This window comes from Burkholderia sp. AU30198 (assembly GCF_020419825.1).
Classification (GTDB): Bacteria; Pseudomonadota; Gammaproteobacteria; order Burkholderiales; family Burkholderiaceae; genus Burkholderia.
On sequence record NZ_JAIZSA010000002.1, the window covers coordinates 56,485 to 73,450 of the forward strand.

The window sequence follows — 16,966 nt, forward strand, 5'->3', positions numbered from 1 at the left end:
CGAACCCATTCGCTGCCATGAAACCGCTCGCCCTGCTTCGCACCGTTCCGTCCCGCATCGATCCGCTGGCGCTCGTCGCGACGCTTGCAGCCGGCGCGGCGCTCGTCGCCGTTTCGATGTGGGCCGCGCGCGCACTGAACGCGCCCGATGCACCGGCCCCTGCCCAACCCGCGCCGCCCGCGCCGTTCGACGTCACGGCCGGTGCGCAGCTGTTCGGCGCCAAACCCGACGACAGCCGCAACACGATCCAGTTGCTCGGCGTGCTCGCATTCGACGCGCGCCGTGCAGCCGCGATCGTCAGCGTCGGCGGCGAAGCGGCGCGCGTCGTGCGGATCGGTTCGGTGATCGGTGAAGCCGCGAAGCTTGCTGAAGTGCGCGCCCGCTCGATCGTCGTCGACCGCAACGGCCTGCAACGCGAGATCGCGCTGCCCGCCGTGCAGAACGCCAACGCGTTCGTGCGCTGAGCCGCAGCACATCACTGCACCATGTTGTTCAGCTCGATGATCGGCATCATCACCGCGAGCACGATCACGAGCACGACGCCGCCCATCGCCAGGATCAGCAACGGTTCGAGCAGGCTCGTGAGGAACATCGTGCGGCGCTCAAGCTCGCGCGATTCGCCTTCGGACGCGCGGTCGAGCATCGTCGTCACGTCGCCGGTCGCCTCGCCCGAGCGGATCAGGTGCACGAGCACCGGCGGAAACGTCTTCGTATGGGCCAGCGCGCGCGACAGCGCCGAGCCTTCGCGCACGCGCACGATCGCATCGTCGACGTTCGCGCTCATCGCTCGGTTCGACAGTGTTTCGCCGGCCGCCTGCAACGCGCGCAGGATCGGCACGCCGGCTGCGGTCAGGATGCCGAGCGTGCTTGCAAAACGCACGGTGTTGTAGCCGCGCACGAGCTTGCCGGCGAGCGGCGCGCCCAGCAGCCAGTGGTCGAACTTCAGCCGCGGCCCGTCCTGCGACAGCACCTTGCGGATCGCGAAGACGATCGCGACCGTCGCCAGCAGCGACGCCCACCACCAGTGCCGCACGAAATCGGACAACGCCATCATCACGACCGTCAGCGTCGGCAACTGCTGCTTCGTGCTGGTGAACACGTTGGCCACCTGCGGCACCACGTAGCTCAGCAGGAACGTGACGATGCCGAACGCGATCAGCGTGACGATGCCGGGATACGTGAACGCCAGCAGGATCTTCTGCTTCAGTGCGTTGCTCTGCTCGATGTAGTCGGCCAGGCGAGACAGCACGATGCCGAGCTTGCCCGTGTGCTCGCCGGCCGCGACGAGCGCGCGATAGATCTCCGGAAAGTCGCGCGGATGCTGGCTCAACGCATTCGCGAACGAATGGCCGCCGACGACTTCCGCACGGATCGACGCCATCAGCTCGCGCAGGTATTCGCGCTCCGCCTGCTCGCTCAGCACCGACAGCGATTCGTCGAGCGGCAACCCCGCAACCAGCAGGCTCGCGAGCTGGCGCGTGATGATCGCCTGCTCGCGCTGCGACAGCTTGCGGCCGAGCGACAGGCGTTGATGACGTTCGCCGTGCAGGCGCTGCGCGGCGAGTTCGACCACGAGCGGCGTGAGACCTTGCGTGCGCAGATGGCTGCGGCCTGCGCGCGCGCTGTCGGCTTCGAGCACGCCTTTCAGCGTGCGGCCGGTGGGATCGATCGCTTCGTAACGGAATGCCGACATGTCAGTGCCCTCGTGTCACGTGTGCGACTTGCTCGGCGACGTCGTGCAACGAGTCGGACGGAGTCGTCAGGGAAGACTACGGAGCGAACCGGCGCAGATTTGTGACGGATGTTGGGCTACCTTTTTTGGCTCTGGCAGGCGTTATTACTTTCGGCCGGCGATCTTATATTGGATAAATGATTTAATTCATATCGATAGCATCAATTATTCAATAATTTACCGCCCGTCAATCACGAATCAATACTCTCCAATTAACACCATTCAATCAATTTCATGAATATATAAATCGGATAGCCGATGCGCCGCCAGAAGAAATGTTCCGTAGCATCCGCCACGAAACTGACTTGATGTTGCGATATAGCTGCCGTGTGCGCCAACACGCCTGCAGCGCAAGTCTGTCACCACGGTACGCCACCATCTTCCCAACATCTGGGAATCATTCATCCCGCGAATCGATCCCGATTCACCGCCTACCAATCCGGATAAAGCATTGGCAATATCGCCAAAAATGTTCCGTACCATTCGTTATTAAAAATTCACACGCCGCATACGGATTTCCTCCTACATTTATCCGGCGGTCTACACGGTATTCAAACCGCAGCAGCAGGCTTCCCGTTTATCTTCGTCCAAGGAAATTTCTCATGAAATCCAGCAAGCGCAAGATCTGTCAAGTCCTCGCTCTCGTCGTTTCGGGCATGGGTGCATCCGTCGCGATGGCCGCAGGCCCGCTGATTCAAGGTGGTGGCTCGTCGCTCGTCGCGCCGACGATCGGCGCCAGCGCCAACCCCAACGTCACCCCGCCCGTGACGGCTTCCGGCGAACTCGGTCTGTTCGGCTCGTCCAACGCCTCATTCACGTACTTCTCGGTCGGTTCGGGCGCAGGCCAGAACGCGTTCCTGAACAACCAGCCGACGTACCTCGGCGCAGGCGTCACGGGCACGGTCAACTTCGCGAACAGCGATGCCGCGCTGACCACCGCGCAAGTCGCGTCGTATAACGCCAGCACGATCGGCGCGAACAGCGGCCCGCTGATCCAGATCCCGTACATCGTGACGGCCATCACGGTGCCGGTCGTCAACGGTCCGGCCGTGACGAGCGCGAACACGCCGCAAACGACGCCGGGTCAAGCGCACAGCATCGCGCTGAACGACGACGACCTGTGCGGCATCTTCTCGGGCAAGCTGACGAACTGGAATCAGGTCACCAATCCGGAAGGCGGCCTCTACTCGACGAACGCCCCGATCAAGGTCATCTATCGCTCGGACAGCAGCGGCACGACCGAACTGCTGACCCGTCACCTGGCCGCTGTCTGCACGGCCGGCAACACGGCGACGGGCGTCAAGTTCGTCGATTCGCTGACGTTTGCAAACACGACGGCATTCCCGGCCGGCGTGCCGGGGAACTTCATCGGCGCTTCGGGCAGCGGCCCGATTGTCAATGGTGTCGTGACCGGTGTCCGCGGCTCGCTCGCATCGCTGTCGTCGGCAGGCGTTGCCGCCGTCGCGTACCTGAGCCCGGACTACACGAACACGTTCCTCGCGTCGCAAAGCTCGGTCGTGACGTCGTCGGGCGCGCTGCAGCTTCCGGTCGCCAGCCTGTACAACTCGACGAACGGCGTGTACTACGCACCGACGTATGCAAACGCAACGACGGCACTGGGCACGATTGCCGCCCCGTCCAACCCTGCCGATCCGAATGCATGGGTACCGGTCTCGGGGCCGAATTACGCGGCTCTCGCCAACCCGAAGGCCGGCTATCCGGTATCGGGCACGAGCCAGATCATCCTGAGCCAGTGCTACGCCAACCCGACGGTTGCATCGAATGTTCAGAGCTTCCTGAACAACCACTACACGAACGCCAGCTACGCATCGGTCGTTCATGGCAATGGCTTCGACACCGTGCCGTCGAGCTTCCGGACCGCGATCTCGGCGAACTTCCTGAGCAACTCGAGCGGGAACGGCCTGGACATCGGCGATGCAGGCAACTGCTCCTTGTACACCGGCCGTTAAGCGGTAACACTGCTGATTCAACGCGTCCTGTTGAACCCGCCTCGCTCCTGCGAGGCGGGTTTTTTATGGAACGGCCACTATCGGATGGATAGAGGCACAAGCAGACGCCACATACATCGCATGAAACGGATCGTGGCCGCAGGCACGATTCCATTCCCGTGCCCCTCACCTGCCCCCGGCAATCCGCCGCTGCGCTTCCACATCGCCGTATTCGAAGCAACGCCAGCCTCGGCACCACACGGCCTCGATGTCCGATTGCAGTGCGTTTGAATCAACGGTGTTCCCGAACAAGACCCTCCGGAACAGGCACCGCGACGTCTTCGTTCCCGTTGACCAGCAGGCTGCCTGAGCTTGTGCAACTCGGGGCCTTAAAACGACATGCCCCCACTCCGAACACGAAACGGGGGCATGTGCTTCCATTCACTTCGATCGATGCGGATCCTCGCAGCTCAACACACTCAGTTCGGGTCGAATTCAGAACCTGTTCAATTTCACGAGTTCGTCCTTGCCAAGCAAAGTCCGCTGGGTCGGCCCCGCCGCGCCGAACCCAAGCAGGGCGACCGAGTTCGACGAATCGTAGCCAACCTGCTCCGACCTGCGCCGCTTCGATCCGCCATCCTGACCGTTATCCCCAAAGCCCTCGACCTGCACGCTGATCGTCCAGCGGCGCGGAGCAACGCCCGATGCATTGTTCTTCGCGATGTCCTGCGCGACCTGGCTCGCCGCCGACGCCGCCGAACTCGCGGCAGTCAGCGCGCCCGTATTCACCGCCTGAACGAGCGGGATACCGGTCGCCTTGCCGGTCACCTGGATGTTGTCCGCGTTCACGACACGCAACGCGGCGACGTTGAGGTTGCCTGCGCGTATGCCCGCATCACCAGCATCGACGGTACCCCGCGGCGCGATCAGGTTGACCGTGCCCTTCGGTGCGCCCGGGATGCTCTGCAGCGTCGCGATCCCCGCCCCCGTCACCTGCCCGCGCGAATCGACCGTGCAGTAGTGGTTCGCATCGCAGACATACTGCGGCGCCGGTGTGTCCGCCGACGTTTTCGCGCCCTTGCCTGCGTTGATGTCGCCGTTCGAACTCCAGATCGTCATGTCGCCGCCCTGTTCGGTGAAGATCCGGCTCTGTGCGAGCAGCACGCTCTGGTCCGTGAAGATGTCGACGTTACCCTTCTCGAGCGTCAGGATCCCCATCGTGCCGGGGCCGGCAACGACCTTCCCGCCACTGTCGACGATCTGCGGCGGCGCCGTCGTACTGCCGACGAGCGCCTGCCCGCCCGGCCCGAGGATCGTCACGTCGCCGCCTTGCTGCGTCTGGATCGTCGTGCTGCGGATATCGAGGTTGCCCGTGCTCGCGGGCTTGTTCGCCCCATTCGAGCCGCCCTCCAGATTGTTCGCCGTATAGCCGAACGAAGCGGGGAACAGCGTGTTGATCGCCTGGTACCCTCGCGAATACTTGCCGTTGTACCGGCTCGCCGGGTCGTTGAAGTCCGCACCGACCTGTGCCAGCACGCCGAACAGCACCTTTTCCGCGAAAAGCTGCTGGATGTAAGACGGCAACGCCTGGAATTGCTTCCACGCGTCGTCGGCCGTCAACCGGCCGACCTTCGCCAGCGCAGCGTCCTTGTCCGCCTGCAATCCCGTATCGACGCCAAGCCCCGCGTCGTACTGCTCCATGAACGCGATCAATGCAGGCGTCGCACTCGGCACACCGGCCACAGAGCTGCCCGGAGCGATATAGGCCGATACGAATCCCGGCAGATCGACACCCGGCCCGACGCCGAACAGCACGTTGACGTTCGCGCTCTCGTGCGGCAGGTTCGGGTTGTTCGCGTTACCTACCGCGTCGATACCGGTGAACACTTGTGCGAGCCCACCTGTATTGGCAACCTGGTTGTACAACTCGGCCTGACTCGTCAGCGGGCCGATGTTGCGTCCCGCCTGTATATCGAACCATCCGGGCCCGCCGATCGCCAGCACCGGAACAGCGCCGCCGCCGGTATAAGGGATCGGCGTGTCGTAGATATCTCGGCCGGCCACGACTCGAGTCACATCGGAACTGCGCAGGTTTTGCCCCCAGAACGCGAGGTTAACGATGTCCTGCCCGGCTTGCAGAAGCGCCGGTTTGTCGATCGATAGCGTAATGAGGCTCCGGTAGAGCCCGTCATTGTTGTTGGGATTGTCCGCCGTGCCGTTGACGATGCTTCCATTCAGGCTGTAGATGCGTGCGGGCTGCAAGTCGTCACCGTGAAGTGCATTCAGCGCATGGGCAGCGAGCGTCGTATTCGTCAACGCCGGAATCACCGCTAGTGGATTTGTCGGCGAAGGCATCTGCGAAGGATCGGCGTCGGACATACCGAACGTATTAGGCAGATTAGTCCCTACCAGTACTGACGATATGCTGGATAGATTCACGGATCGATCCGCAACCAGATTCAACTGGCCAACGGCCGACGGATAAAGCACACCACCCGAGTCGATATTGATCCCGCCGTCAAATGCCGTCAGATTGACGCTAGCCGGCAGTACGCCATTGGCCCCTGTCAACAAGCCGCCGAGCGAGCCGAGCCGGACGTCTCCGGTTGTGGACAGCACATTCACCGCAGAAGTCGGCGAGTATCCCTTGCTGTCGGCATACTGGCCGTAATTCGACAGGTTGATTGTAGTGGCGAGTTGCCCACCTGGCGGGTCGAAACGACTTGCATACGACGGGTTCAGCACTGCGCCGATTTCAACGCCTTGACGCGCCATGACATCGAGCACGCCATCCTGCGTCGCAAGCACCGTCGATACGGCAATCGGGGCCTTCACACTAGTCATGGGAGATGACACGGCAATATCAGATCCGATGCTTCCGCCAGCCGATATCGTCCCTGAGCCCTTCGCGACGAAGTAGTCGCCGCTCAGAATATCGGCACCGGCTCGCACCGTCAGATTTCCACCTCCGACAGTCACAGGCTTACCGCTTTCGTTCAAGTACCACGTAGTCGGCAGCGACACGGCGAGGTCGGCAATATTGCCACCGGCGCTGATCGACACGTTGCCGCCAACGCTCATCACGCCTTGACCGAATGCGCCGAAATCGATCGACGATCGGGTCAACGGAGCCTGAATGCCATAACCATCCGAGGTTTTCGCCGCGGTGATCTGCATCCACGGCCACCAGTACTGGCCGATATTGTTCCCCACGCCGCCGGTCACCGCACCCGTCGCATCGGTCACGTTCTGAATTCCGTTGATATCGCCCTGCACGCGAATCGAAATGTCGCCGGCCGAATCAGGGTTCACGGCCGGCGTAACCAGGATGTCTTGCAGGCCCGAGCCGCCATTAGCGACAGCCGAGGCAAGCCCCAACGCGGGCGAACCCTGCGCAGGCGCGCCCGCCGTGTACACGCCCCCTGGAGCGGTCGTATCGGCCAGCGTGAAATCGGTGGCCGCCGCAATGTCGATCGAACCCGTTCCCGTCCTGATCGTTGTCGGCTGCAGCAAGGCCAACCCGTTCGAGTCGATATAGGCAGTGTGCTGATTCAATGTGACGTTGCCCGCGGGCCCACTCGCCGAACTGAGCGCTGCGCTCGGTTGCACGGCGAGGGGATTGGCACTCGCCAGATCTGCGCCACCGACAATACGGTACGACGTGCTTTGACCGCTCAGCAATGCTGCATAGCTGATCGGTAACGGGTTGTCGGCAGTTGCAACGTTCGCGGGTGCGTTGCCTGGCAACGCACCTATATTGACGCCTGAGTTCGCGATCGACAGCGGAGCGGCCGGTGCGTAGAAGAAACTGTACGCATTCCTGGGATTCACGAACACCAGGTTCGGAGACTTCGTGAAAGACAATCGATCCAGATAAGTTCCGTACAAGGCAATGTACTGCCCATAATCACTGGGCTTCGACGACATGACCGGTGGTGTCGGCGTGCCAAATGGCTCGAAGAGGACGACGCCGTTCCGCACCACGCCGGCAACTGTATTATTTGAGTACCCTTGGAACCACGAGCCCGGACCATAGTACGCGTCGGCATAATCCTTGTAGGACGCATAGTTCGACAGCACCGGAGCCGGCGTGCGCAACGGGATATAAGGCATGATGTGGAATGCGTATTTCCCACTTGCCCAGTAGCCGTAATACGAACCCCATGAACTACCGTACTGCAGATAGTCGGAGTAGTACTGAGCCGCTTGATTCTGAAGCGGCGCGGTCAGCGCAACGTTTGGGTCGTATAGCGGATTCGTCGGATTGCTGCCGATCGACGTCAGCGATTGGCTCGATCCATCGGTAAATTGCACGGTGATCGATGCGGGATCGTCAACCGATATCAGGCTGTTGTAAAGGGTCAACGCAGCGGCATACGTCCCCGTAGCAGAGGCATTCCCCGCCGCCCCCAGAATCGTCGCGACCTGGCTCTGAAAAAATCCGTCGGTAATACTCGCTTCCGCATCGAAATTGTTCGATGCGCGGAACGTCAGCATCGGCGCGACCGTCCCGTTATAACGATACGAAGGATCGATCGTCCCGCTGTTGTTCGGCAGTCCCGCGCCGAGATTCCAGTTGGACAGGACCGAGATGTTGCCACCGTTGATCGCCGTGCTCGGATTGTCGAATTCGACACCGGGTGCCATCCGGAAATTCGCGATGTTCGCCGTCGAGCCCTGCAGCGTCGGCCCATTCGCTCCGAGCCCGCTCTGAATGAATCCCATCAGCGTGCCGGGCGTCATCGACAGCGTGCCGTCGCTCGCCTTGACGATCTGTCCGCCGTAGTAATTCTGATGATCGGCGTTCGCAGTCGTCGGAACGAAGTACGCACTGTCTATCCCCGGGAATCCGATCGACGAGATCCCCGTGTACAACGACGCCAAATCTGCCTGGCTCCCCGTCAGCGTCACCTGCGCGCCAGTCGCATTGTTCGTCAGCGTGCCGCCGCCGTCGCCGTTCGCGTCCGGCGTGAACGAGAAAGTCGGCGGATTGGTGCCTTGCGCGGTGAAGGTGCCGGCCAGCAAATGCCCGTTGCTGTCATACCAGCCTGCCGGATCGACGATGCCGTCGAAGTGCTGCGCACCCGATGTCGTATCGGTCGTGCTCCACGTCGCGTACGCCTCGAGCGTTGTCGCACGGGAACCGACGATACCCTTGCCGTCGTTGAACGCATTCGGCAGCTGAACATCGACGCTGCCATCCGCGAGCAACGGCGCGCGGAAATTCACCGTGCCGCCCGACAACCCGCCGGCCATCCCGCCCGATACGTCGATCAGCGCATTCGCACCGACACGGATCAGCCCCGAACGCGACGGATCGATATTCTCGTATCCATAGGTCGCGTTGTACGGGTTCGCCACTGTTGGATCGAACATCGCGCTCGTGCCGATGTTCACCTTGCCACCGCGCTGCGTCGGGTCGGAGCCGCGTGCGAGCAGCGTGCCCTCCACATCGACGCCGCTGCGCCCGTACAGGTCGATTTGCCCGCCCGCCTTGCCCGACGCGTCGATCGTGCCCAGCACGTTCACGTTGCCGTTCGCCGTATCCGACGCATTGCCCGCGCCGCCGTCGGCCGTCAGCGACACCGAGCGCGCGGTCAGCGCGTTACCGGCCGACAACGTCAGGTTGCCGGACTTCGTATGAACCGCAATCGACTGGTTCACGCCGCTCGATGCGAGCGTCTGCGCCAACGAATCGAGATCGGCCGCCCCGGCCGTGTCGAGCGACAGCGAGCCACCCGCATAGCCGTTCGTCGCGCCGCCCTTGATCGTGCCGTTGAGATTCACGACCTGCTTCGGCGCAGACAGCGTCAGGCTGCCCGCCGCGCCGCCGCCTTTCGCGCCGGAGAAATCGAGCGTCGCGCCCGACTGCACGTCGACCGTCCCTGCATCGGCGGTCAGGATGATCGAACCGGCCGGCGCGTACTGCGTCACGTCGAAGAACTGTTTCGACACGCCCGCGGCGCTGACCGTCGAACCGCTGCCGATCGTCAGGTTGCCGGTGGTCGCCTCGAGGCTCACGTTGCCGGCCGGTGCCGCGATCGTCGCGCCGTTGTCGGCCACCGTGCTGCCAACGAATTTCCACGCGCCGCCGACCGGCGTTTTCGTCAGCGCCGTGCCCGCTGCGCCGTTCAGCGTCAGGACACCGGACGTCTTCACGGTCGACGCGGAACTCGTATCGGCCAGATACACCGGGGCATTCAGCGTCACCGGCAATGCACCGAAATCGAACGTCCCCGTGCCTTGCGCCACGATGCCGCCGCTCGCGGTCATGTTCACCGACGAGAACCCGCTCAGCGTCTTCGTGCCGGCGCCGAAGTCGATCTCCTTCCCGTTGACCGTCAGCGTGCCTCCCCCTGCTGAGCCCGCACCGTTGGGCGCGCCCGTCTCGTTCGTGAATGCGATCTGCTGTCCGTTCAACGTGACGTGGCCGCCGTCGCTCGTGAACGTGCCGGCGCTCAGGTCCACGCTCTTGCCGAACGTCGCGTTCACGTCGCCGACGAAACCCATTGCGCCGTAACTGCGCAGCGAAACGAGATCCGCATTGGCAAGCTGCGCGAGCCCGGCCGGATCAATCACGAAGCCCGGCAGGTTCGCGGCGGCCGCACCGCTCGCATTCGTGAACGTGATCGCCGAGCCGTCCGCGGTAATCGCTTTGCCCGACAGCACCGCGCTCGGATCGACCTTCAGGTTGCCCGACGAATCGAGCATCAGCGCCTGGCCGCCCGACAGCGTCGCGCCCGCACCGACCGTCAGCAGCCCCGTGCCGGTGCCGCCCGTGCGCGTGAGCGGCGCCATCGCGCCGTTCGATACGCGCAGCAGCGCGCCGTCGCCTGCGATCGTGATCGGCTGGTCCTTCGCGGCCGGGTAGTCGCCGGCGGCCACGATCGACGCCCCCGCGTCGACACGCAAGCCATTCGCCGCGCTCGAATCCGTGCCGCTCGCGTCGGTCTTCGTCACGAGCAGGATCTCTGGGCCCTTCAACGACGAGCCGGCATCGTTCGACACCACCACGCTGTTCGCAATCGGCGTGATCGTCACGCCCTTCGTCGTCGCGACGCGCGTGCCGCCGATCAGCAGGCTGCCGGCGTTCAGCGAATCGAGCGCATCGCCGCCGATCTGCAGATAGCCGGGCAGCGCCGCGCTGCCGTTGCCGGTGATCTGGATGTCCTGAGACGCGACGTCGACCTCGGCCGGCGCGCCGCCCACACCTGCCGCCGCGTTCAGCGTCGCACCGAGCGTGAGCGCCTTCGTTGCAGCCAGCACGAGCTGGCCGCCGTCCACCGGCAGCGGCGGCGTCACGTTGCCCTGCTTCGCAGCCTGCACGGTGAAGAAGTCGTTTGCCCCCTTCAGCGTGTATTGCGAGTACTGCTGCCACGTCGCACCCGACTGCACGTTGAAGAGCGTCGGCGTCGCGCTGCGGCCGCCCGTCACCGCATCGGCAAAATACCCGGCCGCCACGACGGTGCCGTCCGGCAGCACCTGCGACGCGCCCGGCACGACGTTGCCGGTCGTCGCCGATACCGTCACGCGATAGGCGCCCGGCAGCGTCGCGTACTTGCCGGGCAGCAGCGTGTAATAGCCAGGTGCTAGGCCCGGCACGCCGGACAGGTACACGGCCTTGCCGATCGCGTCGTTCATGCCGGCCTGGCCGACACCCAGCGTCACGGTCTTGGTCGTCGGCGTCCCGTTGCTGGCGACATCAGGCTGCAGGATCTGTGCAAACAGCGGATCGTAGGCGGCAACCGGCGCTTGCGTGCCCGGCACGATCGCGTAGACGTTCCCGGCGCCCGCGTTGACCGGCACGGCCGTTGCGCCCTTGCCGTTCGCATAGCTCACGTTGTATTGCGACAGCACGTCACGCGTGCCGCCCGTGCCCGGCACCCATTCGGCGGCCTGCAGGTCACCGCCGCCGGACAGGTCGATCGTCGCGCCCTTGTTGAGTGCGACGCTGGTGCCGTTCACGCCGATGTACTTGGCCGGCGGCGCACTCAGGTCAGACGCCGTCGTGCCCGCGAGCGGGTTGAACTGCCATTCGACGCCATCGACCGTCGTGCCGTAAGGAATGGTCGATCTGCCGTTCGAAACCGACGTCACGCTGCCGTTCGCGAACGTCACCGAATCGGTCGCGACCAGCGGCAGGTTGCCGAACTGCTTCTGCGTCGCACTGTTCGTCGGGTCGCCGACGCCGAATACGAGCGAGCCGGACGGCGCGCGCACGGCACCGCCCTGCACGATGTTCGTCGCGTCGACGAGCAGCGTGCCGCCCGCCGACAGCGGCGTGCCGGACGCACCAGTCGTGCCGAACGTAACGGTGGTCGGCGCGGGTTTGCCGGTGGTCGAATCGACCGGGCCGACCGCATCGACGATGAACGTGCTGCCGGTCGCCGGATAAACGTCCGCCGCGTTGAACGTCACGTTGCCCGGCGTGTACAGCACGCCGGGCGCCAGCCTGGCGGGGCCGCTCTGCGCCACGCTGGTCGAACCGAGTCGGATATCGCCACTGCTTGCGAGGGTCGCCTGACCGATATTGTTGAGCTGAATCTGATTGCCCAGATCGAGGAACGACGCGTTCACGTTCAGCGTCGCGTCGGAAAGCGTCGCAACCGGCGCGAATGCGGGCGTTGACGAGGTTGCCGTCGGGCCCACCAGCGCGACATAAGGTGCGTTGATCGTCACCGTCGTGCCGAGCGGATGCGCTGGCGGTTGCGCGAGCAGGTTCACCAGCACCGAATTGCCGTTTGCCGGCTGGGCCGGTGTCGACAGCAGCGTCGAGAGCTGGTCCATTCCGATTGCCGCGATGCGTCCGGTGTTCAGCGTCACCGATTCGGGCAACGTCAGGTTCACGTCACCGGCAAACACGATCGGCGGTACCGATACAGGAATCGGGGACGGTGTGCTGTCGCCGAGCACGAGATTCGCGATTCCCGAATCGTTCAGGCGGTCGGCCGCGAACTGGATCACGCCCGTCGGCTGACCGATCGGCTGCCCGGTGGTCGGGTCGATCGCGGTCGAGAAATCCTGGCCGGGTGCAAGCCCGGCGGGAACGAGCGTTCCGCTCTGCCGCACGACGAGCGCTGTCGCGCCGGCCGAGCTGCTGTTCTGATGCGGAAGAATCGTCAGGGTGCCGCCGCGCGCCTGCGGCGCTCCACCGTGGCCAGCCAGGGTCGCATCCGAGAAGAGACCATACGCGGCCGACAGCGTGATTGACCCGGCATCGCTCCACACTGGCTGACGCGCATAGGTGCCGTTCGCCTGCAGTTGGTCGAAGTTCGCCGACGCACCCGACACGTCGATCGTCGAACCGGCCTGCGCGACCACATAACCCGTATCGCTCGACAGCGTCACCGATCCGCCCGGCAACACCTTGCCCGTATTCGGTACCGCGGCCGTTCCGCCGATCTTGACCGGCGAAGCAAACGGATTGGCAAGCGCGACGCCCGACACGTCGAGCGTTGCATTCGAGCCAAGCCAGACGGACCGGCTGCTCTGCCCGGCCACAATTCCGCCAGCATTCGCGCTCAGCGTGATCGCCCCGCCCGGCGCGACCACCGCCCCGAGCACGGTGACCTGCTTTGGCGACGTGAGCGCGACGCTCGCACCCGCATCCGCGTCAATCGACGCACCGGACGACAACGTGACCGAACCGGTCACGCCAGGATACGACACCGATCCCGTACCCGCCGCGTTCGGCCATGCTACGTAACCTCCGCCCGACAGCGCAAGGCTTGTGGGCTGCCGATGATATGCGTCCAGCTGGCCGGTCGTAGTCAGGCCGGCCGTCGCCGGATTTGCGCCCGAACCCGTCTGCTGGAGCGCCACCGCGTCCGGAATACGGTTCAATTGCGTCAGCGCAACCGTCGCGCCCGGTGCGACGATCGCGTCGTAATACGCATTCAGCACATACTTGCCGAAGCCCTGTCGGGAAAAGAAATTCTCGGGTAAGTACAGGTCCCACGGAGACGCTGCAGACTCCGCTCCGCCGATCCGGAAGCCCAGAGCCTGCAGCGTCAGTGTGCCGCCGCCGGAAAAGCCTTCGCTCAGCATCGAGCCGTTCATCGCGATATGGCCGGCTATCGGCTGAGCATTCGGCATGCTCGCGCCGCCGTCACCCGTATCGCCGAACTGCGCTCCGCTCGCCGGTACCGCGTAGGTCCGCAACGCAACGTTGCCCCCGCGCCCGGCCGGCACGCCGTTCTGCATCAGCAACTGGCCGTTCGCGAGCATTTCGCCGCCGCTCGATACGTCAAGCACACTGCCCGGCTGCAGCAGGATCGACCCCGTCGCATCCACGGCGCTGCCGTTCACGAAGTTCGCACTCTGTATCGCCGACAGTGAAATGCTCCCGCCGTTGATGAACTGACTGTTGCCCGGCGCCGTGCCCGACGCGGCCTGCACGTCGTTGTTCACCCACTGTCCGGCCACACTGATCGCACCCTGCGGCCCGACGACGACATTGCCGCCGCTCGCGATCGAAACCGAACCGGACGGCGCAGACAGCCGCCCCGCAACATTGACGTCGGCACCGGCCACCGTACTGTTGAGCGAAATCGAGCCCCCCGGCTGCACGTTCAGTTGCGTGCCCTGCGCAACCGAGATGCCCTTGCCCAGGTACTTGTCCCCGGTCACGTTCAGGTTCGCAAAGCCGCCGTTGTTCAGCTTCGTAACGGGCACGACCTGCGTCGTCAGCAGGTTGTTCGGATCATTGGCGGCCAGCGACTGGGACGCGGTCTTGTCGATCGGCGTATCGATCGAAAAGCCCGGCATCAGCGCGCCGAGTTGCGGCGCGTTGTCCTGCAGGATCGCCAATCCCGAAACGCCGTTGTTCGTGATGGTCGAGTTGACGGCACTGTTCCACGTCATCCCTGCCAGCGCGCCGCCGGCCAGCTTCGGATCGGCACCGAGGTTGAACGTGCCGCCGGACGGCAGGCTGTTGCCCTGCATCTGCTTCGCGCCACCGAACGACTGCGCGCTGATGTCGCCGTCGAGCACCAGCGCCTGCGACGCGAACAGGTCGAGCGTGCCCGCATTGCCGCCGACGATGTAATCGGACTGGTAGGTGCCGCTCGTCAGCAGCGGGTTGTACCAGGATTTCGTCACGCCCCAGCGCGGATGGCTCTCGATGAACTGCCCGGCGATGCCGACATAATTGTCGTAAGGGCTCGCCTGCCCGATCGGCACGATCGCGCCGTTGGCATCGACGAGCCGCGTCGTGTTGACCATCCCGCCGTTGTAGTGCACATACCCGCCGTTCAGGTTCATCGACGAACCTGCCGCGGTCATCACCTCGTTGCCGGACAGCGTGATCGTGCCGCCATTGGTCAGCAACTGGTCGACGGTACGCGGAATCAGGTTCACGTAACCCGACAGGTTCAGGATCGGGCTGCCGACCCACTGCACGCCGTCGCTGCGCGTGCCCGTCAGCGTGCTGTCGACGACGACGCCTTTCAGCCCGAACAGGAAGCTGTTGCGCAGCAGCGGTGAATCGGCGAGTTCGTTCTGGCCGATCCGGTCGACCGTCACGAGCGTCTGCGCGATCGGCACCTGCACGTCCGCCAGCCCCGATACGTCGATCGTCGCCCCGTCGTCCACATAGATCCGGCCCGGCACCGCCGTCTGGCCCGGCACCTTGTTCGCCACGATCGACGGCGCATAGGCCGTCACCGACACGTTCGAGCCCGGCGCCTCGATCAGCGAGCCGCCCTGGAACCAGACGGAACCGGCCGTCATCGTGATGCCGCCCGGCGTGAAGGTCGTACCCGGCGTGGACGTCGCGGTCTGGCCGTTGTTGTCGGGCAGTACCGTCGTTACCGAACCGGGTCCGAAGCTCAGCAGGCCGGCACGGTTTGTATTGTCGGATCCGCTCAGGACCTGATTCGGATACGGTATGCCCAGCGGATTGTTCGACGCATACTCGTCCGCCGTCGAGAGCGTGATCGTGCCTGGCGTATTCACGCTCGTCGTCACGCCCACTACACCGTTTTGCGCAACTCGGCTGCCGAGCAGGTTCACGTTGCCGCGCGCGGCCTGAACGATGCCCGTATTGGTCAACGTACCGGCGGGTGTCACGTCGATCGTGGATCCGGTTTGCAGATCCGTCGTGACGATTTGCCCGCTCAGCTCCGGCAACAGGACCTGAGGATTGGTAGTCACCGCTGCGTTTGGCCGCAGGCTCACCCCCACCCCCGCCGCGAGCACGACCTGCCCCGACGTCGCCGAGATACTGCCCGCGTTCGTCACATTCGGCGCGGCAACCAGCACGAAGCCGCCATCGCTCGCCGTACCGTTGACATGCGTCGTGATCGACGCACCCTGCTCGATCGTCACGTCGCCGGGCGCCTGGTACGTGCCGGTCAGCAGCGCCTGATTACCCAGTCCCAGCACCTCGTTCGGCTTGCCCCCCGACCCGACCACCCCGCTCGAACTCCCCGACTCCGGATAAGCCAGCCCGCCCGTCGTCCCCGCAGGCAAGCTCAAAAACTGCTGATTGCTCGCCACAATGCCCGCAGGCGTCGGCACGAGCTGGTTTTTCATATCGAGCAGGTTCAGCGACGACGCAACGAGCGAATGCACATTGACCTGCGACCCGGCGCCAAACAGCACCCCATTCCGGTTGATCACATACACCGCACCCTGCGCAGTGATATTCCCGAGAATCTGGCTCGGCTTGCCGCTCGGATCGTTGATCCGGTTCAACACGGCCCAGTTGTTCGCGCCGTTCGTCTGCGTACCGCCCGACTGGTCGAAATTCAGCGTCGTCTGCCGCCCGACGTTCATCGTCTCCCAGGTCAGCACCGCGTTCTGCCCGGTCTGCTTGACGTCGACGTTCACGTGCCCGCTGCCGTCGACGTTCTGCGTCGGCGCATTCGCGTTGAACCACAGCACCGGATTGTTCGTATCGCTCGACGCGCCGGCCGCCACCTGCAGCCCGCCCGGCGTCAGCCCGTTCGGCACGGTCGAAGGCAGCTTCGCCGCCGCCGCGGCCGCATTCTGCTGCGCGGCAATCTGCGCGGCGATCGCATGCGCGGCATACCCGAGGTTGCGGATCGACGGCTGGCTCGCCTGCAGCGCCTGCTGCGCCGACACGCCCAGATTCGGCATGCCCGGCACGCCACCGGCGCCGCCCGCGCCGCCGCCCGATGCACGCGCGGCCGCCGCGCCGAGGTTCATGATGCCGGCCGCGTGCACGTGCGCGGACGCGCCCGCCAGCAGCATCAAGGCCACGGCCCGGACCAGCGGCCGCAGTTCCGATTTCAGGACCGGGCGCGAGCCCGTCGCGTCAGGT

General features: G+C 64.5%; 5 protein-coding genes. 2 read left to right on the plus strand and 3 right to left on the minus strand.

Going from position 1 to position 16,966, the window contains the following annotated elements; all coding sequences use genetic code 11:
* The first annotated feature begins 17 nt into the window (after positions 1-17).
* The gene (locus LGN19_RS05745; RefSeq protein ID WP_226213557.1) at positions 18-464 is read left to right on the plus strand and encodes a type II secretion system protein N; all 447 of its coding nucleotides are present in this window, start codon (positions 18-20) and stop codon (positions 462-464) included.
* An 11-nt stretch (positions 465-475) separates the two neighbouring features.
* Here LGN19_RS05745 and gspF read toward each other — a convergent pair whose 3' ends face one another.
* Both gspF and LGN19_RS05755 read right to left on the minus strand, forming a co-directional pair.
* Positions 476-1,693: a type II secretion system inner membrane protein GspF gene (gene gspF / locus LGN19_RS05750; protein ID WP_122947474.1), complete on the minus strand. Its 1,218-nt coding sequence runs from the start codon at positions 1,691-1,693 to the stop codon at positions 476-478.
* Positions 1,694-1,954: 261 nt separating this feature from the next.
* Entirely contained in the window at positions 1,955-2,137 is a 183-nt protein-coding gene (locus tag LGN19_RS05755) for a hypothetical protein (RefSeq protein ID WP_226213558.1), read from the minus strand.
* Positions 2,138-2,334: 197 nt separating this feature from the next.
* Here LGN19_RS05755 and LGN19_RS05760 point away from each other — a divergent pair, with 197 nt between their 5' ends.
* Positions 2,335-3,702 (plus strand): substrate-binding domain-containing protein, encoded by a 1,368-nt coding sequence (locus tag LGN19_RS05760; protein WP_043177410.1) that lies wholly within the window; start codon positions 2,335-2,337, stop codon positions 3,700-3,702.
* 474 nt (positions 3,703-4,176) lie between these two features.
* On the opposite strand, the gene LGN19_RS05765 is transcribed toward LGN19_RS05760, so the two are convergent.
* Positions 4,177-16,896: a filamentous haemagglutinin family protein gene (locus LGN19_RS05765; protein WP_413227200.1), complete on the minus strand. Its 12,720-nt coding sequence runs from the start codon at positions 16,894-16,896 to the stop codon at positions 4,177-4,179.
* Positions 16,897-16,966: the final 70 nt, after the last annotated feature.

Coding starts and splice junctions, on each gene's coding strand:
- LGN19_RS05745 (WP_226213557.1), top strand. CDS start 18: ATGAAACCGCTCGCCCTGCTTCGCACCGTTCCGTCCCGCATCGATCCG.
- gspF (WP_122947474.1), bottom strand. CDS start 1,693: ATGTCGGCATTCCGTTACGAAGCGATCGATCCCACCGGCCGCACGCTG.
- LGN19_RS05755 (WP_226213558.1), bottom strand. CDS start 2,137: ATGAATGATTCCCAGATGTTGGGAAGATGGTGGCGTACCGTGGTGACA.
- LGN19_RS05760 (WP_043177410.1), top strand. CDS start 2,335: ATGAAATCCAGCAAGCGCAAGATCTGTCAAGTCCTCGCTCTCGTCGTT.
- LGN19_RS05765 (WP_413227200.1), bottom strand. CDS start 16,896: ATGCTGCTGGCGGGCGCGTCCGCGCACGTGCACGCGGCCGGCATCATG.